This window comes from Undibacterium sp. Di24W (assembly GCF_049340325.1).
In the GTDB taxonomy this organism is placed as follows: Bacteria; Pseudomonadota; Gammaproteobacteria; order Burkholderiales; family Burkholderiaceae_D; genus Undibacterium.
In genome coordinates, this window is record NZ_JBMPOP010000002.1 from 34563 (window position 1) to 49822 (window position 15260).

Annotated in this window: 14 protein-coding genes; 10 read left to right on the forward strand and 4 right to left on the reverse strand. The window is 45.8% G+C overall.

Going from position 1 to position 15260, the window contains the following annotated elements; genetic code table 11:
- Positions 1–201 precede the first annotated feature (201 nt).
- The 5 genes from ACO0KZ_RS03610 to ACO0KZ_RS03630 all read left to right on the forward strand — a co-directional run bounded on the left by ACO0KZ_RS03610 (position 202) and on the right by ACO0KZ_RS03630 (position 3887).
- Positions 202–615 carry a PaaI family thioesterase gene (locus tag ACO0KZ_RS03610; RefSeq protein ID WP_422992836.1) on the forward strand — a complete coding sequence of 138 codons (414 nt, stop codon included), beginning with the start codon at positions 202–204 and terminating at the stop codon, positions 613–615.
- Positions 616–842: 227 nt separating this feature from the next.
- The gene (locus ACO0KZ_RS03615) at positions 843–1574 is read left to right on the forward strand and encodes a substrate-binding periplasmic protein (protein ID WP_422992838.1); all 732 of its coding nucleotides are present in this window, start codon (positions 843–845) and stop codon (positions 1572–1574) included.
- A gap of 96 nt (positions 1575–1670) precedes the next feature.
- Entirely contained in the window at positions 1671–2057 is a 387-nt protein-coding gene (locus tag ACO0KZ_RS03620; protein WP_422992840.1) for a RidA family protein, read from the forward strand.
- A 227-nt stretch (positions 2058–2284) separates the two neighbouring features.
- Entirely contained in the window at positions 2285–2767 is a 483-nt protein-coding gene (locus ACO0KZ_RS03625) for an SRPBCC family protein (RefSeq protein WP_422992842.1), read from the forward strand.
- Positions 2768–2837: 70 nt separating this feature from the next.
- Positions 2838–3887, forward strand: a complete 1050-nt coding sequence (locus tag ACO0KZ_RS03630; RefSeq protein ID WP_422992844.1) for a hypothetical protein — start codon at positions 2838–2840, stop codon at positions 3885–3887.
- 136 nt (positions 3888–4023) lie between these two features.
- Here ACO0KZ_RS03630 and ACO0KZ_RS03635 read toward each other — a convergent pair whose 3' ends face one another.
- Entirely contained in the window at positions 4024–5211 is a 1188-nt protein-coding gene (locus tag ACO0KZ_RS03635; protein WP_422992846.1) for a hypothetical protein, read from the reverse strand.
- Positions 5212–5357: 146 nt separating this feature from the next.
- Positions 5358–7166 carry a sensor histidine kinase gene (locus ACO0KZ_RS03640; RefSeq protein ID WP_422992848.1) on the reverse strand — a complete coding sequence of 603 codons (1809 nt, stop codon included), beginning with the start codon at positions 7164–7166 and terminating at the stop codon, positions 5358–5360.
- Between the two features lie 222 nt (positions 7167–7388).
- On the opposite strand from ACO0KZ_RS03640, the gene ACO0KZ_RS03645 reads away from it, so the two are divergent.
- Positions 7389–8003, forward strand: coding sequence for a LuxR C-terminal-related transcriptional regulator (locus tag ACO0KZ_RS03645; RefSeq protein WP_422992850.1), 615 nt, complete (start codon positions 7389–7391; stop codon positions 8001–8003).
- Between the two features lie 62 nt (positions 8004–8065).
- Here the strand turns inward: ACO0KZ_RS03645 and ACO0KZ_RS03650 are convergent, their stop codons facing one another.
- The gene (locus ACO0KZ_RS03650; protein ID WP_422992852.1) at positions 8066–8962 is read right to left on the reverse strand and encodes an amino acid ABC transporter substrate-binding protein; all 897 of its coding nucleotides are present in this window, start codon (positions 8960–8962) and stop codon (positions 8066–8068) included.
- Between the two features lie 468 nt (positions 8963–9430).
- Between ACO0KZ_RS03650 and ACO0KZ_RS03655 the strand changes: the two genes are divergently transcribed.
- Positions 9431–11581: a S46 family peptidase gene (locus tag ACO0KZ_RS03655; protein WP_422992854.1), complete on the forward strand. Its 2151-nt coding sequence runs from the start codon at positions 9431–9433 to the stop codon at positions 11579–11581.
- A gap of 167 nt (positions 11582–11748) precedes the next feature.
- A complete protein-coding gene (locus ACO0KZ_RS03660; RefSeq protein ID WP_422992856.1) occupies positions 11749–12381 on the forward strand; it encodes an esterase/lipase family protein in 633 nt (210 codons plus the stop codon).
- Between the two features lie 41 nt (positions 12382–12422).
- On the opposite strand, the gene nhaR is transcribed toward ACO0KZ_RS03660, so the two are convergent.
- Entirely contained in the window at positions 12423–13367 is a 945-nt protein-coding gene (gene nhaR / locus ACO0KZ_RS03665) for a transcriptional activator NhaR (protein ID WP_422992859.1), read from the reverse strand.
- A 156-nt stretch (positions 13368–13523) separates the two neighbouring features.
- On the opposite strand from nhaR, the gene ACO0KZ_RS03670 reads away from it, so the two are divergent.
- Both ACO0KZ_RS03670 and ACO0KZ_RS03675 read left to right on the forward strand, forming a co-directional pair.
- Complete coding sequence (locus ACO0KZ_RS03670; protein WP_422992861.1) at positions 13524–14210, forward strand: Bax inhibitor-1/YccA family protein; 687 nt, start codon at positions 13524–13526, stop codon at positions 14208–14210.
- A 90-nt stretch (positions 14211–14300) separates the two neighbouring features.
- Positions 14301–15257 carry a TerC family protein gene (locus ACO0KZ_RS03675; protein ID WP_422992863.1) on the forward strand — a complete coding sequence of 319 codons (957 nt, stop codon included), beginning with the start codon at positions 14301–14303 and terminating at the stop codon, positions 15255–15257.
- Positions 15258–15260 lie beyond the last annotated feature (3 nt).

Consider the following 15260-nt stretch of genomic DNA (forward strand, 5'->3'; position numbering starts at 1 on the left):
ATACAGCAAGCTCGGAAAGGTTTGACGTAGGTGCCAAATAAATTTTGTTATGATCGCTATAAATTCTACCGAATCACAGTGCGTCGAACAGCGATTAATATTCAAGGCTACCTTTAGAATAATTTGAGGAGTTAGCCCTTGTAAGTCCTAACATATATCTAATTTATGTCCATTCATCCTCAGTAATTTACAGGAAAATCTATGCCTATCCTTAATGCCGGACAAATCCAGGCATTCTTACTCCAAGAGTTCCCGCAAAGTAGTGTCACCGTTGAATCTTTAGCAGATAAAGGTGCGCGCGTACGCCAAGCGATAGACCAAACTCATTTGAGACCGGGCGGAACCGTGTCTGGACCGGTACTCATGGCAGTTGCTGACGTGGCGATGTATGTCGCTCTGCTGGCGGAAATTGGCATCGTCCCACTCGCCGTTACTACCAACCTGAACATCAATTTTTTACGTAAACCAGCTGCTGATGCTGATATTTTGGCTGATTGTCATTTGCTCAAAGTAGGCAAAACACTGGCAGTGGGTGAAGTCACTTTGTATTCCGAAGGTCAGGAAGAGGCGGTGGCACATGTAGTCACCACTTACGCTATTCCACCTAAAAAATAAACACCCGGGATTGTAATTTACAAACTAAGCAACTCATTAAACTAATTGTGCACACTGTTTTTTGACAAGCCAGTAGCGAATTCGTATGCTCTGTTAATGCTCTGCTTGTCGTCTACATTTTGTTTGCCTGTTCTCTGCTTCCTCTACAAAGTTTTAAGAAATAAATGAGCGACAAACAAGGATGCGCAAGCCTGTTTTTTCATTTATGTCAAACAAGTCACCCTATAATGAAACGTGTTTTTGCCGGACTCCTGCTACTTTCCACTCTGACCGGTATCTCCACTACGGCCTTAGCAAGCGATGTGCTTAAACTTCTGTATGAAATTCGTCAACCGCTATCGTATCGAGACAGCGAAGGTAACCTAACGGGGCTACTCATCATTCCAGTTACACAGGCCTTGACCAAGGCTGGTATTGAATTTGTTTGGGTGGAAACCCCTTTCAAGCGTCAAATCAATTTGGTCGAAAAAAATGAAGAGGCATTATGTGCGGCCGGAATGTTCAAAAATAAAGAACGTCAGAAATTCGCCAAATTTTCGACTGCCGTGTTACGCGACACGAGTCGCCCCTCAGTCATGCTGGCGCATCGCGACTTTAAACCGAACAAATCCATGAGTCTGCTCGATGCCTTAGGTATACCGGGAACCAAGATGCTAAAAAAAGACAGCGCATCTTATGGAACTGCGATTGATGAAGCCATAGAACACTCGGGCGTCACTATCGTTTCTACCACAGCAGAAGCACTGAATATGGCAAAAATGATTGCGGCGCACCGAGCCGATTTCATTTTCGTGCCGGAAGATGAAGCACTCAATATGATCAAAACCATTGCGGAAGGCGACAAATTGCATATTTTTAAACCACTCAATATGCCACAAGGTCCCGAACGTTTTTTGATGTGCAGCGGTGCCGTCCCTGACGATCTAATACAGAAATTTAATCGTACAATTGCCAAATAATCAGTACACTTAAAGCATCGCTCAGCTTTATTAGCATTAGCCCACTCGTCAAGTACCGAATCGGCTCATTTTTTAACTAAAGGCAACGCCACTATCATGACCAGATTACGCATCAGCTCAGGCTCAACATTTGAAGAACAGATCGGCTATTCGCGCGCTATCGTGCAAGACAATTGGGTCTTTGTTTCTGGCACCACAGGATTCGACTATAGTACGATGACTATTTCAAACGACGTTGTCACCCAAGCGGATCAATGCTTCAAAAATATCGCAGCCGCTTTGGCACAAGCTGGCGCTAGCTTAGCAGACGTGGTGCGTGTGACTTACGTTTTGCCAGATGCAGCTGAATTCGAAGCTTGCTGGCCTGTATTGCGGCAGTACTTGGGTGAAACACGCCCTGCCGCCATGATGATTTCTGCGGGCTTGGCTGATCCACGAATGAAGATTGAAATTGAAGTGACGGCGATAAAAAATAGTAAGTAAAGCTTTCGGCTAGAGCCACTGTTGGAAGAACGCAAGATCGCAAAAAAAATTCACGAACAATGATTAAAAAAAAGCAAAAATTTTTTGCCTTTCTCTGCGTTCTCTGCGCCTCTACGGCCCGCACATTTGACTTTCGTTTGATTCGCCCTCATACGATTGCCCTGCGCCAGAAAGCACAGTCCACGCGAGAAGCAGTGTAAACTGTAGCCATTCAACAAGGATTTGCTATGAAATTTGAACATCTGGTGGAAATAAATGATTTTAATAATCCTCTGATCACCGAAATCACTCGCGAACAATTATGGTGTGGACTCATCATGCGCGCTGAAATGCCCAAGCTGTTTATGCCCTACATCGATGACTGCGAAATAAGTGAACGTACCGAAGTGAGCATGCAACGAAGCTTGCGTTATGGCGAACTGGTCGTTATAGATCAAGTCAGTTTAGTGCACTTGCAACACGTGCATTATCAAGTGCCTGCGCAAAACGATATCCATGAATCTTCACTACGCATGAGCATAGAAGAACCATCGCCCGGAAGCCTGTTTGTTCGCTTTGTGTATGACGATGGTCAAAGTGAGGAACAAGATGCAGCGAATGAAATGCTTAACGAATACCGTAGTTCCGCGTATCATCAGGCCGATATTGATACCATTAGTATGATTCGTGAATTAGCAGAAGCGGGCCGCTTGGATGCTCTACCTTCTTAAGCTATTTGCGACCACAACCAATTTCCTGTTTTCTCTTTTTTATTGAAGTTCTCACTGGAAGCAAACAATTATGTCTATTCCCGCACCCATTCCCTTCCTCGCAAAAAAACTCAAACGCAAACAATTTGCCAGCACAGGTGATGCGCATATCCAAGGCGACTTACAAATAACTAATCAAGTCATTATCGGTGGCGATCTCTTAGTCGATGGCAATCTGGAAGCAGAAGAAGTCTTTTGCTTGGGTAAGTTAACAGTCACCGGTGACATTCGTGTGCAATCACTATACGTCGGTCAGGCACTTGATTGCGCGGGCGATATCGAAGTTGAGTTCATGCTCAAAACCGGCTGCAATGCGGAATGGATGGCGCGGTTGTTAGAACTGGATCAGGCAAAACCCGCCAAAGATGGCAGCGCCTACATAGATAAACTGGTACACCCGGCAATCTTAAAACGCGATGCACATCATGAGACTTTTGGTGGTTATGGTGACATTCAAGTACTCGGCTATCTGTCGTGCGACGTACTTGACTGCCATGGCAATTTGCAATTAGACGATGTTTTAGATGTTGGTGAAGTACAGTATGTGGGTGGTCATCTAAGCGCGATCGCGATTGCGGCGGATGGCGATGTCAACGTCAAGGGTGAAGTCTTTAGTGAAACAGATATCGCCATCAATGGCGGCCTGTTTGCAGGTGATGTAATTTGCCAAGGTAATCTGAGTATAGGTTCCTTACACAGCCACGGCGACATCAGCGCCTGGGGCACCATACGAGCTACAGGTCAGATCACCAGCTTAAATGGCGAAATCCACAGTGGACGCTGGATCGCGACTAAAGGCACGATCTATGCCGCAAAATACATCAAAGCAGGCGAAGCCGTCGTCGCTGAAAAAGGTATTACTTGTGGTGCTGATTATGGAATTTTAGCAGCGACGACTCTCAGACGTTCCTTGTGGGAAGTGCGAGGCTATGTGTCGGCACCGACCAAGCCTAAGCTGTTATTATCAGGCAAATTTGTTGAAGATAAAAAACTCAAACATATTGACGCGCTAGAAAAGAAACGCGATTGGGAACTCGATTGGGAAGTACCGCGTCGCTTGCAACGCGATATGATTAACTGAGAGTCAACTGAGAACTAACGGTACCAAGCATCAAAGCGCAAAAAGCACTGCAAAAAAACGCAGTGCTTTTTTTCACCAGTCACTCATCAAGTTGCTCGTCTAGTTTGCATCCTACCTATGTCTAGACCAAGCCAACTCAAGTACTCAAGGCCGCATTCCCGACCTGCCCTAAATCACGCTCTGCTGTCTTCATCCTAGTGCTGTCGCGTTCTAAGCAAAACGAAGTGAGCTTTTGACCAAAACAATACGCTGGTGCCGAACTTACTTTTAGCACATCGAAGTTATACGATAGTACGGCGATGTTTAAGCGATTCACATAAAACCAATTGTGAGTCAATAGTGTGTGTTGGTGCTCGCGATAGATCGCGTTATACAAAGTCATGGATTCTGCAAAACAGCCAAACACACTATTCGGTGGCAAATTGAGCATGCCAGAAGAGATACGTCCCATCACAAATCGTAGCTCAGGGGACCAGGCATTTCCTGCATCCTGTCGCACCACTACATGTTCACAACGAGCATAAGTGACCGCATCCAGATTCGCAGGCTCGGCGACATCGATCACCAAGAGTTTTTTATCGACATGGCGTAAGAGCTCTATCGCATCGACCGTTAATTTTGCCTGCTGACTATGGGTGCAGGCTATCACCGCGTCTACCTTACCAACATGTTGGATCTCGCTATGCAGTTCAATCGGGAAATTCGAAGAAAATTCATTGAGCAAGGTCGGGTTAGTGCCAAATCCTACGACATCATAACCCTGTTGTAACAAAAATTTGGTGACCTCGGTACCCAAAATACCATAGGGTCCAACCACCAAAACACGACTGTTGCTGCTCAACTTCGCTTGATGTAAAGCCTGCGCAATATCCTGGCATAAAAGTAAAGCGGTACCGTTGTCACCTATCGTGAACAAAATATGGGGGAACATAGCCTTTAATTCGGTACCATCACGACCAAAGAGTCGCTTGGTCGATGCCGCCAGCAACACCACTTTAGCACCGCGTTGATCGGCCCATTTCACTGCATTAATAAACTGCTGCTTGGCCAATTGACGACCTGATTTACTGAGTAATTCTTCCGCTGTGACATAGATGCCACGGATACGCCCCGCCACGCCATTCAGATAAATGCGAGCACCATCGGAATGCCCATGCTTAGGGCGTAAGCTCCCCCAAAACAAATGCCGTTCTTGCTCATCGCGAATATTGGTAATGATCACCACATCGACCTTGGCACGACCGGTCAATACACGCCAGTGACAGCGCCAATCCAACACTGCCATAGTCCAACGCCATAACGTCACCAATATTGCTGCCCACATAGATCCTCCTGAATTTGCCATGTCTACGCAGCTCTGGCGCTACGTCATGCAACACAGTGTAAAGATTGAGACGGGGTAAAGACATACGGTAAACACCGTATTCGTGATGAAGTTAGCTTTAATATCGCGTCAATGCGGCAGCGCCTCTATAGCGGAATCCCCACACAAAACCCACTTCCTTTACCTAACTCAGAGTGGATACTCAACTGATAACCGCATTGCATACAAAGTGTCTGCACAATAAATAGACCGAGGCCATAGCCCTGTGTGCTTTGCTGTGCTTGTGCCCCCTGTTGAAATGCTTGCGTCAGACTGGCGACGGTATGCGCGGGAATACCTGGTCCGGTATCCCAAATTTGAATTTCTATCGAATCACGTCGGCGTCTAACACCCAGTACGATGCGTCCGTGTTCGGTGTAGCGAATCGCATTGGCTAATAAGTTACTCAATATTCGGTATAGCAAAACACTGGAACCCGACGTAGTTAGCTGACAACGATGTATCGCCAGATTCAACGCTTTTTGCTGAGCCAAAACTTCGAACTCTTGCGCCAATTGAGAGAATAGGTCACGTAGATCGATCTCTTCGGCGCTCCTAGTGCTATTAGCAGACTGCTCCTGACGCGTTTGCACGATCAATTCTTTTAACAAACTTTGTGCGTAGTTCAGGGTATTTTCTACATGCTCTGCAATCGCTTTATTTTCAGGTTTTTGTCCTAATGCGGCCAAGGCAAAACGTAGCGACGCCAGCGGCTGGGCGATGTCATGGCTGGCAGAGGCTAGTTGCAATTGCTGCTGTCTGGCCTTATCCAAGGCTTTTAATTTACTTTGCTCTGCGTGCAGTAACTGTTCTGTCTCTACCAAACGACGCTGACGCAATTCAGCTTGTCTTTCGCCAAACAACCGTATTTGCTGCACCACCGCTGCAGCGAAAAACAGAGCTTCCCCCAGATAACCTATCTTAGGATAGGTTAATACTGCGAATTGAGGAAAGGGGTTACCAAAAGTGATGCTGATAAAGAGCAAACCGACGATGAAAATGGCTTGCATTAGTGTTCCAATAAAATAGAAGCGCGCTGCTGGTATCTGCTGGCGCAGACCACGATAGGCGGTGTACATCGCCAGTGCGGCGTAACAAGCCGACAAGGCAAGTATGAGCTCTTCAACATCCCAAAACAATTCCAGAAAAAATACGGGAATGATGATCCACAATGAGGCGATATGGCACAAATATAAAGTCAACAATCTCTGGCGCATTTGCAAAAATTGAATTGCAAACAAGACGTGCCAGAACATGACATTACAGGCGATCAAATTGGGCATCCGCATATTCCAGTCAGGCGAGTCAGGCCATAAAAACTGAAAGCTATATCCTTCGATCTGCAGTAGGAAAGCCAAATTTGTGATCACCAGCGCGGCATAAAGTCGGTAATTACGGTTTTGCACCGATTGGAATCCGATCACCAATAGAGGAATCACTACCAATAAAAAACCGATCAGTATGCCATTAAGCAGATTGTCGACAGTATCGCGTTGAAGAAAAGTTTCTCGGAGAAAAAGGCGCATAAATAAGGGTGTCTTACCATGCGTTCTATAGTGTACCAATACTTCTTGCTCGTTCTTCTGAGATGATTCTTGAATACTTAGGGGCGCCAATAGGGTTCGATGCGCAAACTCACGTTCCTTGAACTTTGATTGCGGATTTAAGCTCATCAGCTTTAGCAATCCTACCTGCTGCAAATGAAAAACCTGCACGTAATAGGCATCAGGAAGGCCGAGATCAAGTAGATAGTCACCCGCCTTGGCATGAAATTTCACCACGACCCAAATGCCAGGTTCGGCCACACGCGGCGCTTGCGGAAACTGCTGTGCGACCTCAGCATCACTCAAGACCCTGGTGCAAGCCTGCAGTGCCAACACCGGCGATACATTTTCTAAACGACATGTAGATTGCACCTGAGCCTGCGCTGGAGCACAGTGCGCAAACTGTAAGCCTAAAAAAAATATCAGGAAACAAAAATATCTCATTTGAATACGCGCTAAATAAATAGAGGCAGGAGCAAGTTGGTTAAAAGGAAACCTTCAAGAAGAATCCAAACGCCGCCTATACCAAGCTCACAATGTCGGCTAACATTCTAGCATTCGGAGTTCGCTTAAACTTACCCATTAGAGACCACTGTGCCTGCAACTACCATCAAAATTTTGCTCGCTGACGATCATGCCATTTTCCGACAGGGACTAAAGCTTCTATTGCAGACGCAAAGCCATTATCAAATCGTGGCTGAATTAGGCAATTTAGGGCAAGTACTGCCTTACATACAAAGCGAAGCTGTCGACTTGTGTATCTTGGATTACCACATGCCTGGCGGAGAATCGAGCGCGGTGCTCGCGTATTGTAAACAACGCTATCCAGACATGAAATTCATTGCCTTGACGGGTGCGAATTCGGGTGTGATTTTTAAACAATTACGCGACGCAAAAGCCGACGCTATTTTGCAGAAAGAAGGATCAGCTAATCAGCTTTTAGATTGCATTGAACAGGTTTTAGCTGGCAAACAAGTCATTCCCGAAGAAGTTCAAGCACAAATCGATGTCTGCGAGACTGAGCTTACACCGCGTGAATTACAGATTTTGGCCTTGATTTATCAAGGTTTGGCGACCATCGAGATCGCCGAACAATTAAGTCTGTCGGCCAAAACTGTCGACAAGCACAGAGAAAATATCATGCGTAAATTACAGGTAAATAATGTGGTGCAGCTCATTCATAAGGTGCAATTGTTGGGGCTACAGTAAAAGCGACTCAAAGCGCTACAGATAAAATTTCATAGCCGCTGGCTGCAGCAAGCATAGCGCCTTCAATTTAGCTTTGGTCGGAACCACAATGTGGCGTCGTTGAGTGGGGTTGCTCTCGGTAATAAATGGTTTTTGATATAGATAATGTGCCGTTTCTTGAAATTCGCGGCCTCAATTGCTCTTCCATTATGCTTCCAGAATATGGCGTCGAACGAGCCATCCTTAATCATTTTACGCAATCCCATCTCGATCCGTTTGTGTAATTGGGGATTTGATTTAGAAACGAAAAAATAGTACGGCCAAGGGTAATATATCAGCAAATTTTCATCGACGACCAGGTTCGGATTTTGCACAGACTCTTTCTCAAGTTCTCTGAAAATCTCATTGATACCGCGCGGAAAAAAGTCAAAGCGTTTGTAACTCAGCATGCGAAACAAGTTGCTATATTTTGCCTCAATGACGGCAATACCATTTGCTTCATAAAGCTTCACATCTTCCCAACCAACCCCTTGTCCCACACTAAATTTCTTTAAGTCTTCCAAGCTTCTCACCTCTTTCAGCGAGTCTTGTTTGTCCTTATGCACGAGCAACAAGCGATAACCCATTAGTCCTTTACGTAGAGGTATACGAATCGGCAAATAATTACGCTCTTTCTCTTCGGTAGTCGAGCTCCAGACCACATTCAAATCACTATCGTTCGCCAAATTATTCAAGTAACGTAAGCCATTGGTATTTTGACTAGATGCCTGCAATTCAAAAGGGCCAAATTCCACAACGGTTTTTTCTAAGGCCAGACGCAATATCTCTTTCACATCAACAAAACGCGGATCGCCTTTCTCCTCATCTGCAGGATGTACCACCCGTGTCACTGAGGTCGGCTTTGGCCATGCGGAAACACACACGCAAAACGACAGCATGCAAATACCAGCAAAAATTTGTAGAGGACGAAGTAGGGGCATTCAATGAATCGAGAAAGTTCGGTCTTGCTGCATTTTGCAGGTTTAATTTTTTATTCGACAAGTGTAAGAATTCATTCCATCTGTGCAATATTAAATGTAGCACATCTACCCAACAATACCTGTGCTTTACCAAAGCACTGTAACGACCAAATTATTGCAATTTGGAATAGAGCAAAAAATATGGCCGCACTAAAACTATTCAAATTTTACGTAACGTCAATTAAATCTCAGCTTAATTCATGCAACGTTCAATCCAATGAGTGCTGCATCTAAGCGCTTGCAAATGATAGTTGACAAGGAATTTGCACATTCACTACGACAACCAAACAACACGCTTATGCTTTGCGAGCATAGTAAACCATTCGTATGACGACAATATGAAGCAAATCAAATTCCAAAACGATGTTTTGGCTTGAAACTGCGAACAGCGATATACTCGCCCACTCATGCACAATGAAGGAGAATAAATTGTTCAAAAGACTAGTTATACCAGCGGCAGCATTCGGACTAACCGTCGCATTCAGCGCTCACGTAAAGGCTGACGAAGGTCAGTGGCAACCTTATCAATTGCCGCAACTGAAAGCCGAACTTAAAAAAGTTGGCATTACCATCCCGGCTGAAAAGTTAGCCGATTTATCCAAGCATCCTATGAGTGCTATCGTCTCAACGGGTGGCTGCTCCGCTTCTTTTGTTTCGCCAGAAGGTTTGATCGTTACCAATCACCACTGCGCCTACGATGCGATACAACGCAATTCCAGCGCAAAGAAAAACTACATCAACGATGGCTTTTTAGCCAAAACACGCGCCGAGGAATTACCAGCCGGTGCAAGCACACGCGTGTATATCACTGATAAAGTGGAAAATGTCACCGCTGAAGTCACGGCTGGTTTGACCGACAAAATGTCAGGTCGCGAACGTCGCGAGCTGATACAAAGTCGAGTGAAAAAAATCATCGCTGACTGCGAACAAGATAAAGCCTATCGCTGTTCTGTGCCGAGTTTTCATCGCGGTTTGGAATACTATCGCATACGACAAATGATGATACGCGACGTGCGTTTGGTGTATGCGCCTGCTGACATGATCGGCAATTACGGTGGCGACATCGATAATTTTGAATGGCCGCGTCACACAGGTGACTTCTCGTTTTTACGCGCCTACGTCGGTAAAGATGGTCGCCCTGCCGATCCTTCACCGGACAATGTGCCGTATAAATCCAAAGACTTTTTGGTAGTTTCTGCTGAAGGCTTGAAGAACGGTGATCCGATTTTGCTGGCAGGTTATCCAGGTCGTACCAGCCGCTATAAATTACCGTCCGAGATCCGTTTCGCACGTGATACCGATTACCCTTTGCGCGCAGCAGAAATGCTAGCGGACATTGCGACCATAGAAGCGGCGACCAAAGGCAATGCCGACGATGAAGTGCGCTACGCCAGCGTGGTGAAAGGCATCAATAACCGTCTAAAGAAAACACAAGGTTTAATCGATGGTTTCGCACGTAAAGATATCGCGGCGATTAAAGATGCGCAGGATGCGGAATTCCGTAACTGGTTGATCAGTTCAAATAAAAATCCAGCAGAAGCGAAGTCCTTGTTGGCAAAACTCGATACGGTAATTGCCCAAGACATGGCTTTGTCGCAAGAAGAGCTCGCGTATGCGGTTGCAACGAACAGCGATTTGTTATCTAGCGCTCGCACTCTGTATCGTTTGGCCTTAGAAAAAGAGAAGCCAAACGCACAGCGTGAAGGCGGCTATCAAGAACGTGATTTAGCCTTTATCAAAGGCCGTCTTACACGTTTGGAGCAATCATTTGTCACCAAGGTTGATCGCGCACGTTTGACAGCAGGTCTTTCACGTTACGCTAAGTTGGCCGTACATCCAGCAGGATTAGATACCTTGTTACCTTCAGCCGAGTTAGCGGTTGCACTGTATGACAAAACGCAATTGACAGACACCGCAAAACGTTTAACGTGGTTGGATAAAGAAAAGGCTGCGTTCACCCAATCTGATGACGCATTTATTCAGCTCGCGGTGAAATTGCATGATGTCGGTATGTCTCTAGAAAATCGTCGGAAAGAAGTCGATGGCAACCTCGACTTCATCATTCCGCAATACATGCAAGCTGTGGTTAACTGGAAAAAATCACAAGGCAAACCAGTCTATCCTGACGCAAATTCAACCCTCCGCGTCACCTTTGGTAATGTCGGCGCCTATTCACCCCGTGATGGTGTGACTAAGGGACCATTTACCACGGTCGAAGGTATCGTCGAGAAACACACAGGCAAAGATCCTTTCAACGCACCAGCACCACTGCTGCAAGCGATTAAAGAAAAACGTTACGGTGTTTTCAAAGACAATGTGTTGGGAACCGTGCCAGTGGACTTCTTGTCTAGCGCCGACACCACAGGTGGTAATTCTGGCTCAGCGGTGATGAACAAGCGCGGTGAATTGGTTGGTTTGAATTTTGATTCCACCTACGAATCGATTACCAAAGATTGGTACTTCGATCCGGCGATTACCAAAGCAATTCACGTCGATATTCGTTACATGCTGTGGATTATGAAAGAAGTTGATCACGCGGATAATGTCTTGAAAGAGATGACGATTAAATATCCGAAGTAATCTAAGTCAGGACCGTGTATTGCAAACAAAAAGCATGCACGGTTTTTTTCCGCCTATTTGTTCCACAGATTTCTAGTCCGTGTCATATCTGTACACAGAATGCTATGGTTGCTGGTTAGGCGTCACCTTTCGTGTAATGCTAATTTAAAGATAAAGTAGGAAAGAACATGCAAATAGTTTTTATCGATGGCATTGGTGGTAAGCGCTATATGCGAGGTGGCTTAATCCGATTTTTTTCTGAATTGGGCTATTCGGTGGATTGTTTTGATTACTCTGCGTCAAAGCAATCATTAGCCGAAATAAAGAATCGCTTGCGGCAATTTTTAACAGATGTAGGCACCCGTGGCGATTATATGGCAATAGGCTATTCGTTTGGTGGCGTCTTGATACGGCAAATTTTGCAGGAATCAGGCGAAGGTATTCGACGGCCTGTGCGGCTCGTTTTACTAGCCTCACCGATACGCGAAGTTCGCTTATCACTACGCACCAGCTCATGGCGAATTTTTAAATTGCTCGCTGGTGAGTGCGGTCAGGTGACTGCAAATCCAGCCGTCATGGATCGCATTTCTATGCCAGAGATACCAACCGCTTGTATCTATGGCGTATGGCCATGGCTGGGGCCACTAGGATTTTTTGAAGGATTCCAATTGCCACATGATGGAATGCTAGCAGTTCAGGAAGTTTTGGCACCCGATGCTGAAATAAGTATTCCGATTCACGCCAGCCATGCTTTCATCCCAAACAATCGGGAGGCCTTGATAGCAATTCACAATTGGTTCAATTCGCCAAGCATCAAGTAACACTGATAGGTCTATTTGCTTCCTCTTCATTGGACTTTGCTTCATGTGCGCTTGCTTTTGCGTCCTTGCGGCTGATCGCTCTTTTTTGAACTGATAGTGCTGAGTGGTCTTGCCTGGCTAATCGCCAACACAGCCGGATGAGTAATTTTACGTTGCACGGATATGGCATAAAATTGTTCTTGGATATCCTCGGTGCTACCGACTAGTTCCAAATCATATTGACGCATGACCATATCGGCTATCGCACTTGGTTTAGCAAAGAACCCAACGCCCGCTGCGCCAAAAGTCCCCATCAAAGCACTGTCATCAAACTCGCCGGCTATCCTTGGTCGCACTCCTTGCAATTCAAACCAATGCATTAAGCGTGAACGTAGTGCCGAATCTTCGCCTGGCAAGAGGATTGGTGCGCCGTCAAGGCAAGCGGGAAAGGGCTTAGGATGCGCCGCACGCAGCGCTTGCGTGGCGAAAAAGCTCAGTCCACATTCGCCCAAAGGATGATTAAAGCCGCGCACCTTAGAACTTGGTGGCATTGGTGTATCGGTGATAACGATGTCAAGTTTATGGCGAGCCAATTCCGTCAGCAGGTCGTCAAGTTTACCCTCGCGACAGTGGATTTTCAGGGTTTGTGGCAAGCTTAATGCGGGCTCTAATAATTTGTAAGCAACCGCTTTCGCTACCGCGTCTGAGACGCCTACGCGCAACTGGACGGTGCGTTCGGTAGGATGATGTTGCAACAATTGCTCTAGCTCTTGCCCTAATGAAAAGATCTCTTCCGCATAGGCCAATACGATGCGCCCCGCCTCTGTTAGCTCTAAATTCCGCCCTGATTTCTCAAACAAAGCTTCGCCTTGTATCTCTTCGAACAGGCTCAATTGGCCACTGATAGTCTGCGGCGTGATGTGTAATTGCTCACTGGCCCGGGCAATACTGCCCGTTTTTGCGACAACCCAAAAATAATGTAAATGCTTGTAATTTAGAACTGCCATTTCGTCCTGCCAGTGTTGTTCGGTTCGACCTAGAGATACATCGATTTTTTCGATCTATTCTTCAATTATATTCGACTTTTATTTAATTTTTACCTGGCTTAGACTCGCTCTACCCAAATTGGGAACGTTTTACATCCGAATTTTTAGGAGAGAACCATGAGTATCTTAGACCGTAGCACTGTGCGCGATGCGCAAACAGTCGATTATGTAGATAGTAGTTCTATCAGTGGGCATAAAGTATTGCGCAACACTTATATGTTGTTGTCTATGACTTTATTGTTCTCTGCTATTACCGCTGGTGTCAGCATTGCCTTTGCTTTACCGAGTATGGGCATTATCGTCACGCTGATTGGCTATATCGGTTTGTTGTTCTTAACTGCAAAATTACGCAATAGCGCTTGGGGTATCGCCTCAGTATTCGCTTTAACTGGCTTCATGGGCTTGACTCTAGGTCCTATCATCAGCCGTTACCTTGGCATGCCTGGCGGCAGTGGCATCGTCATGAACGCGATGGGTTTGACAGCTGTAATTTTCATGGGGTTGTCTGCTTACGTGCTGGTGAGTAAACGTGATTTCAGTTTCATGGGTGGTTTCCTCGCAGTAGGTGTTTTGGTTGCTTTCGTCGCAGGCTTGGGCGCAATGTTCTTTGAAGTGCCAGCTTTGTCGATAGCAGTATCCGCAGCGTTTGTCTTGTTAATGTCGGGCATGATCTTGTTCGAAACTAGTAACATCATTCGCGGTGGTGAAACCAATTACATCATGGCGACAGTGAGCTTGTACATCACTATCTTCAACCTGTTCACCAGCTTGTTGCAAATCTTGGGATTTATGGAAAAAGAATAAGTGCTAGTCACCGGATTGACGTTTGCTTAAAATAGCCTTGCCGGTGGGATGCGATTCATCCCACCATCTTCCCTTGACTGAAAGAAATTTATGTTAGAAACAGTTGCACAGCCCTGGATGTGGGCAGCCTTTATCGCTTTCGTCCTCAGTATGTTGGCACTCGACATTTTCGCACTCGGTGGTTCAAAGTCGCATAAAGTCAGTGTGAAAGAAGCCGCTTCTTGGTCCATTGTTTGGGTTGCCTTAGCGCTGTTGTTTAACCTTGGGATGTATTTTTATCTCAAGGACATCGTAGGCGAAGCTGTCGCTATGACCAAGTCTATGCAGTTCTTGACTGGTTATGTCATTGAAAAGTCTTTGTCGGTCGATAACGTATTTGTTTTCCTGATGATTTTCGGACACTTCGCAGTACCTGAACAATACCAGCGCAAAGTGTTGCTGTATGGTGTACTCGGCGCAATTGTGATGCGCGTGATCATGATTTTGGCAGGTAGCTGGGTCGTTTCTCAATTCGCTTGGGTACTGTACATCTTCGGCATTTTCTTAGTGATAACAGGTTTGCGCATGATGGTCGCGGCGGAGAAAGAGCCTGATCTGGAAGCCAATCCAGTGTTGAAACTTGCAAAGAAAATGTTGCCATTCACAAAGGACTATCACGAAGAAAAGTTCAGCATTATCCAGAATGGCAAGCGTGTCTTTACGCCCTTATTTTTAGTACTGATTTTGATTGAAATCTCTGATGTGGTATTTGCAGTCGATTCTATCCCAGCGATTTTCGCGGTGACGACCGATCCATTCATTGTCTTCACATCGAACATTTTCGCAATCATGGGTTTACGTGCTTTGTACTTCTTGCTTGCTGATATGGCTGATCGTTTCCACTTACTCAAATTCGGTCTTGCATTCGTGTTGATGTTCGTTGGTGTCAAGATGCTGATCGTGAAATGGGTGCATGTACCGACAGCGATTTCTTTGACGGTAATCGGTACTATCTTAGTCAGCTCCATTGTCGCAAGCTTAATCGCGACTCGTAAAAAGGCGAGTTAAGTA

Excerpts from the sequence above, each read along its gene's own strand:
- ACO0KZ_RS03610 (WP_422992836.1), top strand. The coding sequence starts at position 202 with ATGCCTATCCTTAATGCCGGACAAATCCAGGCATTCTTACTCCAAGAG.
- ACO0KZ_RS03615 (WP_422992838.1), top strand. The coding sequence starts at position 843 with ATGAAACGTGTTTTTGCCGGACTCCTGCTACTTTCCACTCTGACCGGT.
- ACO0KZ_RS03620 (WP_422992840.1), top strand. The coding sequence starts at position 1,671 with ATGACCAGATTACGCATCAGCTCAGGCTCAACATTTGAAGAACAGATC.
- ACO0KZ_RS03625 (WP_422992842.1), top strand. The coding sequence starts at position 2,285 with ATGAAATTTGAACATCTGGTGGAAATAAATGATTTTAATAATCCTCTG.
- ACO0KZ_RS03630 (WP_422992844.1), top strand. The coding sequence starts at position 2,838 with ATGTCTATTCCCGCACCCATTCCCTTCCTCGCAAAAAAACTCAAACGC.
- ACO0KZ_RS03635 (WP_422992846.1), bottom strand. The coding sequence starts at position 5,211 with ATGTGGGCAGCAATATTGGTGACGTTATGGCGTTGGACTATGGCAGTG.
- ACO0KZ_RS03650 (WP_422992852.1), bottom strand. The coding sequence starts at position 8,962 with ATGCCCCTACTTCGTCCTCTACAAATTTTTGCTGGTATTTGCATGCTG.
- ACO0KZ_RS03660 (WP_422992856.1), top strand. The coding sequence starts at position 11,749 with ATGCAAATAGTTTTTATCGATGGCATTGGTGGTAAGCGCTATATGCGA.
- nhaR (WP_422992859.1), bottom strand. The coding sequence starts at position 13,367 with ATGGCAGTTCTAAATTACAAGCATTTACATTATTTTTGGGTTGTCGCA.
- ACO0KZ_RS03670 (WP_422992861.1), top strand. The coding sequence starts at position 13,524 with ATGAGTATCTTAGACCGTAGCACTGTGCGCGATGCGCAAACAGTCGAT.
- ACO0KZ_RS03675 (WP_422992863.1), top strand. The coding sequence starts at position 14,301 with ATGTTAGAAACAGTTGCACAGCCCTGGATGTGGGCAGCCTTTATCGCT.